Below are 15,089 nucleotides of genomic sequence, written 5' to 3' on the forward strand. Positions count from 1 at the left end.
GAACACCTCGCTTCACGCGTAGAGGAACACGACGAAGTCGAGCGAGTCCGCGCGCGAACCCGCCTTCCAGTACCCCTTGCCGGTCGCCCGCTGGAACGGCGCGGAACCGGCGCGCAGCAGGTCGATCACCGAGTTCGCGCGGCCGGTCGCGACGCCGATGGCGTTCTGCGGGCCCGCCGCGAACACCAGGACGACCCCCACCCGCGGCTGCGGGCCGGTGCCGGCGAGCACCGCCTCGACGTCGCGGCGCACCCGGTCGCCGTCCAGGTGCGCGAGGTCGGCGGAGACGGTGAACTCGACCGGGTCGGGCCGCAGCACCGGCGGCGCCTTCGGCGGGGTCGTCGGGGTCGCGGGCGTGGTGGTGGGCGTCGGCTTCGGCGGCGGGCTGGACGGCAGCGGCGCGGCGGCGGGCATCGTGCTCAGGCCGACGAGGAACAGCACCAGGAACAGGTCGGCCAGCAGCCAGCCGGCCAGCAGGGCCAGCCGCATCGGGTCCCGGCGGGCGGTCACCGGTGCTCACCCGGCGGCCCGGCGTTGTCCAGGTGCATCCCGCCGTCGTAGAGGGCGGGCGGGCTGTCCAGGCGGTCCAGCGCGTACCGCAGCCGTTCGACGAGCTCGCTGAGCGACTCGGTGCGCTCCCGGAACACCTCGAGCGTCTCGCCGAGCCGTTCGGCCGAGCGCGCCACCTCCTGCGCGATTTCCCGGTGGCTCTGGGCTTCGGCCTCCGACTTCTGCGTCGCGGCGTCCAGCTGTCCCACCAGGACGCCGATGCGCTCCTGCAGGTTCCGGCTGTCGGCGTGCATGCCCTTCTGCAGCTCCTCGAGCGTTTTGACGGCTTCCGCCGGCGTGGCCAGTGCTTCGGTGGTGCGCCGCAGCTCCCGCGCGGTCGCCGTCCACTCGCCGATCGCTTCGTGCAGGCGGCTGCCGGGCCCGCCGTCGACCGCTTCGGTGATCTGCCGGGTCGTCTTCTCCAGCGCCGACGCGAGCGCGGTGCTCGCCGTGCCGAGCCGGGGTGCCAGCCGGGACATGTCCCTCGCGGTCACCGGTGGCCCGGCCGAACCGGCGGAGGTCAGCAGGGTGGCCATGGCCAGCAGCCCGCCGAGCTCCTCGCGTTCGCCCTCCCGCGACAGCGTCGCCGGGACGCGGTGCGCGGCGTGGACGCCGAGCGTCAAGGCGATCACGAAGAACACCGCGAGCGCCACGACCCGCGCCGACTCGCCGAGCGGCGTGACGGCGCCGCCGAACCCGCGCTGCCAGCCGAGGAGGAACGAGTCGCCGCCGCCCGCCGTCTGGTAGGCCTCGAGCGCCGAACGCAGCTGCCACCAGGTCACCGCGACGGGGACGAAGACGAGCACGTCGCGGAAGATCTCGGTGCCCCGCAGCACGCGCTGCCACCGCGGGGTTTCGCGGCGGTGGTCGGGGATCAGCACCTCGGGCGGGTACGCCCGGACCAGGTCGACGCCGGCGAGGTCGGCGGGTCTCGACGCCAGCACCTGGGACAGGTGCACCAGCGCGTCCTGGCCGGGGCCGGGTGCGGCGCGGTCGGCGAGCGCCGCCATCCGCTCGGCGACGTGCTCGCGGCTCGGGATGGCTGTGGTCACCAGGTCCTCCTGCCCGCCGCGGGCGGACCGGCGACGTCGTTGCTCCGGAAGTACAGGGTGGCGATGCGCTGCTCGACGAGGCGCCGCGCCCGGCCGCGGCTGGCGGCGCGCCAGAGCGCGCGCAGCAGGGCCGGGGCCGGCTCGGGACCCAGGCGCTCCAGCACCTCCGCCATCGTCCGGGCCCGCGTGGCCGACTTGCCCAGCGCGATCTCCACCAGCGCGGCGAAGTGGCGGACGGCCGGTTCCTGGTCGACCGGGGCGAGCCGGGTCACCGCCTGCACCAGCCCGTGCCGGTTCAGGAACACGTCGAGGGCGTCCCGCCGGTCGCGGGAGCTCTGCTTGCGCTCGGTGAGCACGGCCAGGACGTGCGTGGCGATCGCGGGGTCGATGTCGTCGGTGCGGTCCAGCCAGTGCAGCAGGTTCGCCGCCGGGATCTCCTCGACGCCGTGGGTGAGGGCGAGCTTGCCGCCGTGGCTGAGCCCGCCGAACCGGCCGACGGCGCGCAGGAACCCGGCGAGGCCCGCGGTGCCGGTCGGCAGCAGGCCCTCCTGCCCGAGCACGCTGACGATCAGCCGCTCGTCGAAGACGAGGCCGGTCTCGTCCAGCCGGGTTTCCGGGGCGAGCCTGCCGGTGGCGACCCGGACGGCGAGCTCGTGGACCGCGCGGCGGGCCAGGTCCTGCGCCGTCTTCGTCCCCGCGTGCGTGCCCGCCGCGCGCACCAGGGTGCTGTCCGGCAGCCTGCCGACCGCGGCGACCAGGTGCTCGTCGATCCGGCCGGAGACGACCACCTGCAGCTCGGTTTCGGTGAGGCCGCCGTCGATCATGCGCCGGAGCAGGTCCGCCGCGTCGGCGAGCACCCCCGGCGCGTACTGGATGCCCTTCGCCCACGCGGCGACGCTTTTGGGGCCCGACAACGGTTCCGGCGGCCGCAGCCGCGCGACGCCGTCGACCCCGGAACGCAGGTACCGCGTCACGATCGCCGCGACCACCGGGCTCGCCGCGGCGGGGGCGACTGCCGCAGTGTCCAGCCGGACCCGTCGGCGCGCCGAACCGCGCGTCGAGAACTGGTTGCCGGCCAGGAAGACCACGCGGGGCAGGTCCGCCGCGGTGTCCGCGGACTCGTGCGTGGCGAAGGTCCACGGCCGCCCCGGCGCCTCGCCGAGGATGTCGGCGAGGGCGCACACCAGCTCCAGCGGCGCCGCGCCGGCCGCGGTCACGGTGAGGTCGTCGACGGGGTTCTCGAGCACCGCGCCGAGCAGGCGGGTGAGCGCCTCCGGGGGCAGCTGGGCGACGCGCTCGCGGAGCTGGTACAGCCCGTATTCGGCCCAGCGGCCCAGTTCCGGGCCGTCGAGCGCCGGCAGCACGCCGTCCTCGGGCAGCTCCGCCGCGTCCCCGGTCCAGTCTTCCCAGTACGTCAGGCCGAGCGCCTCCGGAGTCGTCAGCGCGCGGCAGATCAGCACGTGCGCGAGCGTCGACCCGGCCCGGCCTTCGTCGTCGGCCACCGGGATCTTCCGCAGCAGGCCGTACTGCTCGCCCGCGGCGAAGAAGACGAACCCTTGCTCGGGGCGGGTTTCCTCGTCGTCGCCGGTGGCCCAGACGAGCTTGCCGAGGCGTCCGTCCCAGACCCGCAGCGCGTCGGCGTCCAGTGACGTCGCCACCGGCCCCACCCCGCGCTTGCCGGTCAGCGACCGCGGGGACCACCGGTAGACGATCTGGTCGACCGTCCCGTGCCGCGTCAGCTGTTCAGTCATCCCGGCCACCGTCCACTCCGGCCTCGGCGGGGCCGGCCACGCCCTTCATGGCGAGCAGGGCCAGCAGCGGCTTGAGCACCCGCCGCTGGCGGAAGGTCAACGGCGGGAAGTGCCCGTCCTCGGCCTGGGTGCCGGTCGCCGACGCGAAGTGCAGCGTCGAGTCCAGGCACTGCTCGGCCGGGGCGAGCCAGCCCGCCGCGCCGCGGGCGGAGAGGTACGCGTAGACGTCCCGGCTTTCGGCTTCGAGCGTGCTCAGGTCGAACTCCTCGTCGCCGTCGTGGTCCAGCCAGCGGCGCACCAGCTCGGACCGGAACCGCAGCCGGTCGGCCTTGACCACGACCGACGCCGACGGCATCGGCAGGAACGGCCGGTGCCGCGGGTTGCGGATCCGCTGCAGCTTGCCGAGGGAGACGTCGAAGGCGTTGTCCCGGGTGGCGGCGGCGTCCGGGCGGACCAGCCGGGGCACGGCCTCGGGGTCGATGACGAACAGCAGCGCGTTCACCGCGCCGATGAACGAGACACCGGGGTCGACGTCCTCCAGGACCTCGCCGGCGACGTCGAAGAAGGTCAGCGCGCAGCGGCGGCCGGTCAGGTCGTTGGTCACGCGGAACGCGTCGGTGAACTCGATCTGCTCCCGCCGCGTGGGCCGCAGCTCCCGGCCCGCCATGAACGGCTGCACGACATCCCGCATGTACTGGTTGTGGACGCGCAGGTCCAGCGGGTCGATCCGGAGGCCGAGCCGCTTCAGCTGCGCGGACCCGGCCAGCAGCCGCCCGATCATGGCGGCGAGGAGGTGGCTCTTGCCCGCGGCGCTCGCGCCGATCACCCCGACCACGATGCGGTCGTCGTACTCGCCGTAGTCGTAGGGCAGGTAGTGCGTGGTGCCGTCACCGGTGCAGACGCGGTAGGCGGCGGTGAGCCGCATCCGCCGGGCCTCCGCGCTTTCCCCGGGCCGGGGGAGGAACGGCGCCGCGTCACCGGCGTCGTCCAGGACGACCACCCTGGTCCGCGTCCAGTCGAGCCGGTGCAGGCAGATCGGGCACTCCACCCGGGTGAAGCGACGGCGCCCGATCACAGGGCCGCCACCACGACCACGACGACCAGGGCGGCCACGAGCAGCAACCCGGTCAGCAGCGCCCGGAACGACGACGGCGGCGCGGCGTCGGGCTGCCGGGGCATGCTCTGCCGGAACGCGCGCTGCTCGTGCCGGAGCCGCTCGAAGTCGCGCCGCGCCTCGGCTTCCCGCTCCGGCATCGGCGACGCGGAACCGGGGCGCGTCACCGGGTCGGGCAGCCGGCGGCGGCGCAGCAGCTCGCGAGCTTCCGGCACCTTGCGCGGGTCGGGGGAGAAGACGTTCTCGAGCAGCACCCGCAGCGGCGTGTCCTGCAGGTCCAGCCGCTCCGCGGCCTCGGCGGGCCCGGCCACGGTCTCCCCGGTGTAGAGCCGGTAGACCACCAGCCCCGCGGCGGTGACGTCGTCGGCCGGGTGGGCGGGCGTGGCCGGCCGCGGCGGGCAGCAGGAGCACGCCGGCCGGGTACCGCCGGCCAGCGTGGCGTGCTCGAAGTCGGTGAGCTGCAGGCCCTTGCCGTCCCAGCGGAGTGTGTCGAAGCCGATGCGGCCGTGCACGATCCGGGTCATCGCCAGGTAGCGCAGGATGCGCAGCAGGTCGTCGACGACCGGGCCGGTCCGCGCCGGGTCCCAGGGCAGCTCGCTTTCCCAGCGGCGCAGCGGTTCCCCGCGGCAAGTGGCGACCAGGAACGGCGGCGCGTGGTCGGGGTTGTGCCCGACGAGCCGGGTCAGCTGCGCGGGGTAGCGGGTGTCGGTCAGCCGGCCGGTGAGCCGGTCGAGCATCGTGATCTCGCGCCGCAGCGCCTCGCCGGCCCCGGCGCGGTCGAGGGCCTCCTTGACGACGATCGGCTCGTTGAGCCGGTCGTGGGCGCGGCGCGCGCACGCGAGCGTGCCCAGCACGCGGTGCCCCTCGAACTCGACGTCATATGGTTGGTAACCCCGGCCGATGTGCCCGGCGATGATCAGCTGGAGGCGTTCGGTCATCCAGGCCCCTCTTGAATCGTGACTCGCGCACCGTAGGTCGGAATACCGCACTCGACGATCCCTACTCAGCGGTAGTCTCCGAACGGACGAGTGTTTCCTAACGTTCCGGTAGTCCTGTCCGTCAGTTGTAACGAGCATCCTCCGACGACCGATTGGACACCACGTCAATGACCGTTTTCGCGTTCTCGTGCGCGCCGATTCGGGACGGGGAGTGGTCGGCCTGACCTACGACGAGCTGCGGCGGGAAGACGCTTTCTCCTTGCTCGGCCGCCTCTTCCCCGACCAGTCGAAGGCCAATGGGCTGCTGGAGGACGCCGGTGTCAGGATCGGGGCCGTGCCGCCGATGGCGCCGTCATCCCCGGCCGAGTACTGGCGCACGGTCTGTCGGGAAATCGCCGACGGACGGCATCCGACGACTCTGGAAAAACTGCTGGACGCGGCCATGGGCTGGTATCCGGCGAGCGCGGAACTGAAAGCATTGCGCGGGCGTGGCGGGGCCACCTCCACACTTCGTGTCCTCTGTTTGCTCGCTTCGCCCGCCGATACGTCGCGAATTCGGCTGGAAGTCGAACACCGCGTTCTCCAGGAGATCGCGCGCACGAGCCCGCGGCTCGAGACGACCGTGCTGCCGGCCACCCGGACCCGCGACATCGTGCCCGGGCTGCTGCGCGCCAAGCCCGACGTCCTGCACTTCGCCGGCCACGGCACCCCCGAGGGCGAACTGGTCTTCGAGGACGACCGCGGCTTCGCCCGCCCGGTGTCCGCGCAGGTGCTGGCCGAGGTGCTCGACGTGGTTCCGCCGCTGCTGTGCGTCGTGCTGAACTCCTGCTACACCGGGGCCTACGCCGACGTCCTGGCCGGCCGCGCGGAAGCCGTCACCGGCTCGACGGTGCCCCTCGGCGACCGCTGCGCGATCGCGTTCACCGAAGGCTTCTACACCGGGCTCGCCGGCGGTGAGGAGCCCGGCCTCGCCTACCGGGCGGGCCTGGCCCAGATGCGGCTTTCGCGGTGCGACACCGGCAAGATGTGCTTCAGCTCCGGGCGGGCCGTGTGACCGAACAGCGTGTGACCGAACAGCATGTGACCGAACCGCGCGAAGACCTGGCGGGCCTCACCCCGGACGAGCTGTTCCACCGCGGCCGCGAGCACGGCATGGACCGGACGAACAGCGGCGCCGACGGCCCGGCGGTCACCACGGCCGCGTCGTTCTGGGTGGCCGAAGGGGGCAGCCGGGTCTGCCCGGTGTGCCGGCACACCTTCCGCATCGGCGAGCGGGTGTGGGTTGACCACGCGGTCGCCGGGAAGCCGGCCCGGGTCGTGCACGCGAGCCGGGAACTGCCGTGCCACGGCGAAACCGTCGAAGGCGGCACGGACGACCCGGAACTGGCCGCGCGGTTCTTCGCCGCCGTCGACGCGAGCAACCCGCTCAAGGGCGGCGTCCGGCTGAAGGCGGACTCGCCGCAGGTGGCCAAGCTCGTGCACCGCGTGAAGTGCGCCGGCTGCGGGCATTCCCTGCGGCCACTGGAGGTCATCGTGTTCTGCCCCTGCGACCCGGAGAAACCCCGCTGCCGGCTGGCGGTGCACAACGACCGGGCCCGCGGCGTCAGCTGCTTCGACGAATGGCTGACCGGCCGTCCCCTCGAGCACTGCCCGATGAGCTACCGCAAGAGGAAGCCGTGACGCGCTACCGCCGGCACGCGGAGATCCCCGGCTGGCACCAGGACGCGCTCACCGGGGCGACGGCCGTGGTGGTCGGCGTCGGCGCGCTCGGCACGGAGACCGCGCGGCTGCTGGCCCAGGCCGGTGTCGGCAGGCTCGTGCTGTGCGACCCCGACGACGTCGACGAGTCGAACCTGAGCCGGGGCGCGCTGTTCACGCCCGCCGACGTCGGCAGGCCCAAGGCCGAGGCCGCCGCGGCGGCGCTGACCGCGCTCGTGCCCGGCGTCCGCGCCGAGGCCCGGCACGCCGAGCTGTCGGCCGGCGTCGGCCTCGCCGAACTGCGGTCCGCCGACCTCGTGCTGAGCTGCTTGGACAGCATCGCGGCGCGGGTGAGCCTGACCCGGCGGTGCGCCCTCGTCGGCGCCGGGCTGCTGGACGCGGGCACGCACCCGTGGGGCGGCGAGGTCCGCCACTACGTCCCGGGCGGCGCCTGCTTCGGCTGCGGCCTCACCCCGGCCGAGCGGGAGACCGCGGACGACCCGTGGAGCTGCGCGCGGCCGGTGGCGGTGGCGAGCCACGGCGCGTCGGCCCCGGTGTCCGCGCTGACCGCGGCCTGGCTCACGACCACGGCGTTGAGAGTCCTTTTCGGACTGACCGAACCCGCCGCGATCACCCGGGTCGAGCCGGTGCCCGGCACGGCGTACCGGCTGGCGGCCGAGCGGGACCCGGACTGCCCGCTGCACGAGCGGATCGAGCCGGAGTCGGTCACCCGCACCCCGGTCGCCGCCGTCGACCGGGTCGGCGAGCTGCTCGCCCTGGTGGCGGCCGACGAGATCGCGCTGAGCTGGAACCCGTTCGGCACGCCCCCGCCCACCACGATCCGGCTGCGGGACGCCGCGCCGGACGCCACCCTCGCGAGCCTGCGGGTCGCCCCGCGGGAGCTGATCCCCGTCGTCGTCCCGGGTGACCCGGCCCGGACGCGTTATCTGGAGCTGGCCGCCGAAGGAGAAGGAAACCGATGAAAGAACTGGCGGCGGCACTGGCGCAGTGCTTCCGGGACGAGCAGGGCGCCCGCTCCTTCCTGACCGAGATGGGCTACCCCGTCGACCGGCTCCAGCCGTTCGGCAGCGCGCGGCAGTTCTGGGCGGAGGTCGTCTCGGAACTGGAGCTGGGCATCCTGGCCGACGGCATCCCGACGATCGTGGTCGCCGCCGCCGAGTGGTATCCCGGGCACGCGGTGCTCCAGGAGCTGGCGGCGAAACAGGCCGCCGTCGACGAGGCACAGGACGCCCCGCCGGGCCGGCCGGCCGAGCCGCCGGTGGAGCAGGACGGCGACTGCTTCGCGATCCTCGCGATCAACACCACCCAGCACGCGGAGTTCCTCGACGTGGTGCGGTCGGTCGCCGACCCCGACGCGGAGCTGCTCTACGCCACCCGCCAGATCTCCGCGGTCCGGATCCAGGACCCGGGCGCGAGCGCGGGCGAAGTGGCCGCCCGGATCGAGGACGAGCTGGCCGCCCGGCAGATCAGCGCCGACGTCAGCTACGCCAGCTACGGGTTCCGGCCGTACCTGCTGGCCAGCCTGGTGGTCTACGGCCCCGACGGCGCGCCGTACGAGCTGCGCGGGGTGCCGGCCAGCACCCCGGTGCGGGACATCCCGTTCGCGGTGCTCAACCACTACGACGACGAAGCCGTGCGCAACCGGCGCGGCCAGTTCATGGAGACCACCGTCGACCTGGTCGACGAAGACGGCACGCCGCACCGGCTCGACCCGAACCGCAGCCTGCACGAGAACGGCGTCACCGACGGCGCGTCCATGCGGGTCGGGGCCCGGGCGACGGCGGGCGGCGGTGTCGACCGGACGATGGAGTGGTTCGACCGGGCCCGCGCGCAGATCGACCTGTTCGCCCAGCGGCACGACGAGTTCACGGTCACCGCGACCGACGACCCCGACCTGCCGACGGTGTTCGAGATCGAGATCCGCTCGCCGGGGTTCGCCCCGCCGCCGGAGGCCGGGGCGGAGCCGGTCGTGATCGACCGCCACGAGCTGCGGATCATGCTCACCCGGGAGTTCCCGAGAAGGGCGCCCGCCGTGCAGTGGCGGTCGGAGGTCTTCCACCCCAACATCGTCCCGGTCCGCCGGTACGAGGTGCCCAAGGGCGCGGTGTGCCTCGGCCCGCTGATGGACGCCTACCGCCCGGACCTCGACTTCGCCGTGCTGTGCCAGCTGCTCGTGGACATGGCGGGCTACCGCAACTACGAAGCCCGGACGCTGGGGCAGTGGGAAGAGACCGAAGGGTACGTCAACGTCCCCGCGGCCACCTGGGCCCGGTCCGAGCGCGGGCAGGAGCGGATCCTGGCCATCGGCGGCATCCCGTTGCCGCCGCCGGACGACGACCCCGGCGGCGCGGCCCGCCGGCCGGTCCCGCTCTGGGTCGAACCGTGGGGAGCCGGCGAATGACCGCGGAGATCGTGCTCTACAAGGGATCGAACCAGACCTACTTCGGCAGGCTGTCGATGGACCCGATCCTGCGGGAGCTGCTGAGCAGGCACGTGGACACGACCGACCCGAAGATCCGGTTCGCGCTCGTGTTCCACCGGGAGGCGGAGGCGGTGGCCGACGGCTCGCGGCTGGTCAACCTGCTGCCGACGGTGACCGAGGTCGACGTCGTGATGCTGCGGGGCAACAAGATGGTGGCGCGGACCCGGGGTTCGGTCGCCGAGCTGTTCGGCCCGGTGATCCAGCGGCTGGTCGGGCGGATCGACCCGGACGAGGACAGCTGGGCGTTCCGGATCAGCCACCCGGTGCTCGACGGCTCGGGCGAGCAGCGGCGGCCGCCGAAGGTCGAGGGCGCGGTCGACGTCGACCTCGACACCGCGCGGTCGCTGCCGTTCAGCGTGAGCAGGCTCGACGAACCGGGCATGGAGACCGTCGACCCGGCGGAGCTGGGCCTCGACCCGAAGGAGCTGAGCACGATCAACGTGCTGCTGCCGGCCCGGGCGCGGCGGATGCTGGTCGCCGACCTGCCGCTGTCGCGCCAGGTCGAGGAAGGCGGCTTCTTCCTCGGCCGGATCCGGACCGTCGGCGGGGACGTGCCGCGCTACCTCGTCGAGATCACCGACGTCACCCCGGCCGAGGGATCCGGGGCGGGCAGCGGGCACTTCACCTTCACCAGCGACTCGTTCAGCGCGGTGAACCGCCTGCTGGCCGAGCGCGGGAAGGACGAGGTGCTGGCCGGCTGGTACCACACGCACCTGTTCTCCGCGACGCGCCGGATGGGTCTGTCCGATGTGGACGTCGACACGCACTTCTCCACCTTCCGGCGGCCCTGGCAGGTCGCCGGGCTGCTCAACCTGACCGACGACGAACGCGTCCTGCGCTGCTACGGCCGTGTGGCGGACGCGATGAAGGAATGCAAGCTATGGGTGTGCGATGACGGCGACCGATACCGCGGCGCGGGTACTCGGCTGGAGCGCGAGTGAGCCGTCGGCGCCCCTGCCGCGGGGTGACCTGACCGGGGCCGCGGGGCTGGCCGATCCGGGCCGGGACGTCACCGCGGCGGCCGCGCGGCTGGCCGCGGTGACGGCGGCCCGGCTCCGGCTGCCGTCCCCGCCGCTGGGCGACCGCGGCCCGGTGGGGCCGGGACCGGTGCTGCTGGCGGCGGTGATCGGCGCGCGGACGCGGCCGCGCGAGGCCCTCGCCGTGGCGGCGGCGGTGCCGCGCGCGGGCTCGGCGTTCGACCGGCTGGCGCGGCACGGCGTGGTGGCCCCGGCGGTGGCGCAGCTGACCGGCCCGCTGCGGGCGGCCGTGCTCGACGCCTCGCCGCTGACGGGCTTGTTCGGCACGCCGTCGGGCGCCGGCGAACCCGCGGCGGAAGAGGAGCTGGAACGCCTGCTCGGCCACGCGGACGGGCGGACGCTCGCCGCGGTGGCGCTCGCCGGGGTCCCGGCCGACGCGGTCCAGGCCCGCTGGCGCGGCGATCTGCTCGACGGGTTCCGGCTCGTGGACCGGGCGTTCGTGCTCGACGTCTACGAGAAGGCGCTGCGGTTCCACGGCGCGGAACACCGCGAGCGGCTCGCCGAGGCGGCCCGGGACAACGGCGAGCTGGCCGAGGCGACGGCGGCGTGGTGGCGGCCGTTGGCCGCGCTGGAGCGCTCGCACCGGCCGCTGCTGCGGGCCCGGCCGGGACTCGTCGGCTATCCGGCGGGAATCGACTTCGCGCGCCGCCGGGCCCGGCTGGCCGCGGTGGTCCGCGAAGCGTTCGAAGGGAGGCGGTCATGAGCACGGGAATCCGGCTGCGACTGGAGATCCGCCGTCCCGGGGACCGGATCGAGTTCTTCGGCACGGCCCGGGACAAGCCGCTGGGCGAGGCGCTGCGGGACTCGCCGTGCCGCCCGCTCGACCCGGTGCCCGACGCCTGGGCGGGGCTGCCGATCGGGGACTTCGACTTCGAGTTCGTCCTCGCCGCACCACCTCCGGAAGGCACCCCGCTCGCCGAGCCGCGGACCCGGGAGCACCCGGAGACGCTCAGCGAGGAGGTGGCGACCCGGCTCGCCTACGGTGCCGAAGTCGCCGATGCCGCGTCGCTGCTGCGCGCCGGGCAGTCCGTGCTCGTGGTGTGCGACAAGATCGTCGTCCCGTACCTGGCCGAGCACGTCGTGCTCCAGGCGGGGCGCGAGCCGCGGGTGCTCGAAGCGGGCGGCCCCGAGGACACCGACGGCGACACCGCACCGGGGGCGCTCGGCATGGGCGGCGGTGCGCAGCAGAGCTTGCGGCAGCGGCTGCTCAACCAGCTGCGCGGCATCCTGCGCGAGCTGAAGGACGGCCAGGTGCTCGTCGTCCCGCACCTCGACCTGCTCGGCGGCGGCCAGGACACGGCCCTGCCGAACGAGGCCCGCGAGCTCATCGAACTGCTCTACGGCGCCAGCGACGTCGTGCTGCTCGGGTTCGTCGACCCGTCGCTGCCGCTGCCGGAGGTGCTGGCCGCGCGGTTCAGCACCCGGCTCGCGCTGGAGGGCACCCCGCGCCAGGTGCCGATCCCGGGCACCGGCGAGCCGCTGCCGATCCAGAAGGCGCTGATCACCCGCGACGAGGCCGCGCACTTCGCCGGGCTCGACGACACCGACATGTACAAGTTCCTCGCCGGGCTGAACCCGGTGCGGCTGCGGCACGCGCTGCGCTATGCGTTGCAGCGCTACGAAGGCCGCGTCGACGCGACCGTCAACGACCTGCGCGACACCATCCGCACCTTCAAGGCCCAGCAGTCGTCGAACTTCGAGATCCCCGACGTCCAGTGGGAGGACATCGGCGGCTACGAGGAAGTGAAGGAGGCGCTGGCCCGGACGCTGGACACGATGGACCGCAGCCGCACGCTCCCGCAGGAGGACGAGCACCTGCGCGGCGAGCTGACCCCGCGCGGGTTCATCTTCCACGGCGAGCCGGGCACCGGGAAGACGTTGTTCGCCAAGGCGATCGCCAACAAGTTCAACGCCACCATCCAGATCGTCTCCGGCCCGGAGGTCACCAACAAGTACGTCGGCGAAGGGGAACGCCGGATCCGCGAGCTGTTCGCGGAGGGCCGCCGCAACGCGCCGTCGGTGATCGTGTTCGACGAGATCGACTCGATCGCCGCGCGGCGCACCGGCGGCGACGACGGCGGCAGCCGGGCCGGCAACGCGATGGTCGCGCAGATCCTCACCGAGATGGACGGCTTCCGCCCGGACGTCCAGCTGCTGGTGGTCGGCACGACCAACCGGCTGTCGCTGATCGACCCGGCCCTGCTGCGGCCGGCCCGGTTCGTGGGGTTCCACATCGGGCTCCCGGACCCCCAGGCCCGCCGCGGCATCATCCAGGTGCACGCGCGCCGGTACCGGATCTCCGTCGACGGCGTCCTCGAAGCACTCACGCACGCGACCGACGGCTGGAACGGCGACCAGATCCGCGCCCTGTTCCGCGACGCCTACGTCGGGGAGAAGTTCGAGAACCGGCCCGCGGACGCCTACCAGCTCGGCGAGCTCGTCGGGCAGCACCTGACGGCACGGCGGCAGCGGCTGGCCGCGGAACGGCGGGAAGCATGAGCTGGCCGGAAGCCACCGAGAAGCTCGTCCACCGGCTCGACGCGATCCGGCAGACCCTCGAGGCGCGGTTCGTCGCCCGCACCGAAGCGGTCCGGCTGCTCCTGCTGGCCGCCGTGTGCCGCGAGCACCTGCTGCTGCTCGGGCCGCCGGGCACCGCCAAGACCGAGCTGATCACCCGGTTCGCCGAGCTGATCGACGCCCGCCACTTCCGCTACCTGCTGACGCGGTTCACCGAGCCCGCGGAGATCTTCGGGCCGCTGGACTTCCAGCGCTTCCGCGACGGCGAGTACCACGTGCGCACCAGCGGGATGCTGCCCGAGGCGAACGTGGTGTTCCTCGACGAGGTCTTCCACGGCAGCAGTGCCATCCTCAACACGCTGCTCACCGTGCTCAACGAACGGCGGTTCGACAACGGCTCGGCGACCGAGACGACCCCGCTGGTCAGCCTGTTCGGCGCGGCCGCCGAACTGCCCGACGATCCCGCGCTCGCCGCGTTCGCCGACCGGTTCCTGCTGCGGCTGCGGGTGGAGCCGGTCGCGCGGCTGCGGCTGCCGGAGCTGCTGGACCGCGGCTGGACCCAGGAGCAGGAGGCGCTCGCCGGGCAGCACCGGGCGGAGCAGGCCGTGCTCCGGATCGCCGAGCTCGAGCAGCTCACCCCGCAGCTGCGGCACGTCGAGCTCGGCCGGGTCCGCGGGCCGTACGGCGAGATCGTCGCGGAGCTCGCCGCGCAGGGGGTCGTGCTGTCGGACCGGCGGATCGTGCGCGGGCAGAAGCTGATCGCGGGCGCCGCGCTGCTGCGGCTGGCCGAGGTCGCCGACGTCCCGGACCTCTGGCCGCTGCGGTACCTGTGGGCCGGCAGCGAGGACGCACGGGTCCTCGCCGAGGTCCTCGACGAGCGGCTCGGCAGCGAAGTCGTCGCCGAGCCGAAGGTGCGGTCGGCGCTGAGCCTGGTCGAGCTGGCCCGCCAGCGCGTCGGGCGGCTCGACGCGGCGGCGGGCGACAACTCGATCTTGAGCACGCTGTACTCGCTCAACAACGATGTTCTCCAGGTGCTGCACCGGCATCACCCGGGGGAGCACGAAACCATCGACGAGGTGCGCCGGCTCATCGCCGGGGTCACCCAGCGGCTGAACGGACGGGGCTGAGGCGGAGATGTGCAACCCACGGCGCGTCCAGGTGCGCGCGACCAGGACGATTTCCGAGCAGTGGCGGGCCGAGATCGCCCGCACCGCCGAAGCGAGCGGCACGGTCGCGGGGGAGGCCCGGCTCGAGTGTCCACTTGCGACGATGCTGGCGCCGGCGGCACTGACCGCGTTCGTCGAAGCGGTGCGGGAAGACGACCAGTGGGTCCTCGCGGACGGCGTGTACCGGCTCGCCGTCCCCGGCGGGCAGGTGACCTTCGACCCGGCGGCCGAGCGCATCGAGATCGTGGTGCGGCTGACCGAGCAGCTGCGGACGGAAGGGCGCGCCGAACGCGTCGTGACCGGTGCGGTGGACGCCGAAGTCACCGCCGAGGGCGAGGCCACCTACTACAGCGACGGCTTCGCGGGCCGGACCCGTGCGGTGGCCGAGCGCGAAGCCCGGCAGGCCGCCGATGCCGCCGCCGAGGCGAATGCCCTGCGGGAACGGGAAACGCTCACCCGCGCCGGCCGGGAACGCGCCCAGGAGGCCATGCGGTCCGACGCCGGCCGCGTCCAGGCCGAGGCGGAGGCGGACGCGCAGCGCCGGTACGCGGACGCGGCCGCGACCCGGACCGCCGCGCTGCGCGGCGAGGCCGACGCCCGGCTGGCCGAGATCCACCGGCAGACCCTCGACGCGGTGTTCCGGACCATGGCGGCCGGCTACCGCGCCGCGATCGTCCGGTACGCGCGGCAGAACAACGCGGAAAACCTGTCGGTGACCGAGTCCGGCGACGTCGTCGAGATCCAGTTCGAGATGGAGGCGTGAC

At 73.8% G+C, this 15,089-nt stretch carries 14 protein-coding genes; 9 read left to right on the top strand and 5 right to left on the bottom strand.

Translation table 11 applies throughout. The annotated features are described in order from the left end of the window. Positions 1–12: 12 nt before the first annotated feature. From CF165_RS11250 to CF165_RS11270, 5 genes are read right to left on the bottom strand one after another with little or no spacing between them, the layout of a single operon-like run. On the bottom strand, positions 13–510 hold the full coding sequence (locus CF165_RS11250) for a hypothetical protein (RefSeq protein WP_093947421.1): 498 nt from the start codon (positions 508–510) through the stop codon (positions 13–15). Then, positions 507–1,601, bottom strand: a complete 1,095-nt coding sequence (locus CF165_RS11255; RefSeq protein ID WP_093947422.1) for a hypothetical protein — start codon at positions 1,599–1,601, stop codon at positions 507–509. The genes CF165_RS11250 and CF165_RS11255 overlap by 4 nt, the downstream gene beginning before the upstream one ends. Beyond that, on the bottom strand, positions 1,598–3,352 hold the full coding sequence (locus tag CF165_RS11260) for a hypothetical protein (protein ID WP_143268546.1): 1,755 nt from the start codon (positions 3,350–3,352) through the stop codon (positions 1,598–1,600). The genes CF165_RS11255 and CF165_RS11260 overlap by 4 nt, the downstream gene beginning before the upstream one ends. Further along, on the bottom strand, positions 3,345–4,427 hold the full coding sequence (locus CF165_RS11265) for a hypothetical protein (RefSeq protein WP_093947424.1): 1,083 nt from the start codon (positions 4,425–4,427) through the stop codon (positions 3,345–3,347). The genes CF165_RS11260 and CF165_RS11265 overlap by 8 nt, the downstream gene beginning before the upstream one ends. Then, on the bottom strand, positions 4,424–5,404 hold the full coding sequence (locus tag CF165_RS11270; RefSeq protein WP_093947425.1) for a protein kinase family protein: 981 nt from the start codon (positions 5,402–5,404) through the stop codon (positions 4,424–4,426). Before CF165_RS11270 ends, CF165_RS11265 begins: the two co-directional genes overlap by 4 nt. Before the next feature lie 211 nt (positions 5,405–5,615). On the opposite strand from CF165_RS11270, the gene CF165_RS11275 reads away from it, so the two are divergent. The 9 genes from CF165_RS11275 to CF165_RS51140 are packed head-to-tail and all read left to right on the top strand — an operon-like array spanning position 5,616 to position 15,088. Continuing rightward, positions 5,616–6,458 carry an effector-associated domain EAD1-containing protein gene (locus CF165_RS11275; RefSeq protein WP_093947426.1) on the top strand — a complete coding sequence of 281 codons (843 nt, stop codon included), beginning with the start codon at positions 5,616–5,618 and terminating at the stop codon, positions 6,456–6,458. Between the two features lie 11 nt (positions 6,459–6,469). Beyond that, positions 6,470–7,084, top strand: coding sequence for a hypothetical protein (locus tag CF165_RS11280; protein WP_093947427.1), 615 nt, complete (start codon positions 6,470–6,472; stop codon positions 7,082–7,084). Then, positions 7,081–8,085 carry a ThiF family adenylyltransferase gene (locus CF165_RS11285; RefSeq protein ID WP_205660822.1) on the top strand — a complete coding sequence of 335 codons (1,005 nt, stop codon included), beginning with the start codon at positions 7,081–7,083 and terminating at the stop codon, positions 8,083–8,085. Before CF165_RS11280 ends, CF165_RS11285 begins: the two co-directional genes overlap by 4 nt. Next, a complete protein-coding gene (locus tag CF165_RS11290) occupies positions 8,082–9,524 on the top strand; it encodes an effector-associated domain EAD1-containing protein (protein WP_093947429.1) in 1,443 nt (480 codons plus the stop codon). Before CF165_RS11285 ends, CF165_RS11290 begins: the two co-directional genes overlap by 4 nt. Beyond that, positions 9,521–10,546, top strand: a complete 1,026-nt coding sequence (locus CF165_RS11295) for a JAB N-terminal domain-containing protein (protein WP_093947430.1) — start codon at positions 9,521–9,523, stop codon at positions 10,544–10,546. Before CF165_RS11290 ends, CF165_RS11295 begins: the two co-directional genes overlap by 4 nt. Further along, complete coding sequence (locus tag CF165_RS11300; protein WP_093947431.1) at positions 10,497–11,345, top strand: hypothetical protein; 849 nt, start codon at positions 10,497–10,499, stop codon at positions 11,343–11,345. The genes CF165_RS11295 and CF165_RS11300 overlap by 50 nt, the downstream gene beginning before the upstream one ends. Further along, positions 11,342–13,141 (top strand): ATP-binding protein, encoded by a 1,800-nt coding sequence (locus tag CF165_RS11305; RefSeq protein ID WP_093947432.1) that lies wholly within the window; start codon positions 11,342–11,344, stop codon positions 13,139–13,141. Before CF165_RS11300 ends, CF165_RS11305 begins: the two co-directional genes overlap by 4 nt. After that, positions 13,138–14,286, top strand: coding sequence for an AAA family ATPase (locus CF165_RS11310; protein ID WP_093947433.1), 1,149 nt, complete (start codon positions 13,138–13,140; stop codon positions 14,284–14,286). The genes CF165_RS11305 and CF165_RS11310 overlap by 4 nt, the downstream gene beginning before the upstream one ends. 7 nt (positions 14,287–14,293) lie before the next feature. Continuing rightward, positions 14,294–15,088: a hypothetical protein gene (locus tag CF165_RS51140; RefSeq protein WP_093947434.1), complete on the top strand. Its 795-nt coding sequence runs from the start codon at positions 14,294–14,296 to the stop codon at positions 15,086–15,088. The last annotated feature ends 1 nt before the right edge of the window (position 15,089 follow it).

The sequence above is a fragment of the Amycolatopsis vastitatis genome (assembly GCF_002234595.1).
GTDB classification, from domain to species: Bacteria; Actinomycetota; Actinomycetes; order Mycobacteriales; family Pseudonocardiaceae; genus Amycolatopsis; species Amycolatopsis vastitatis.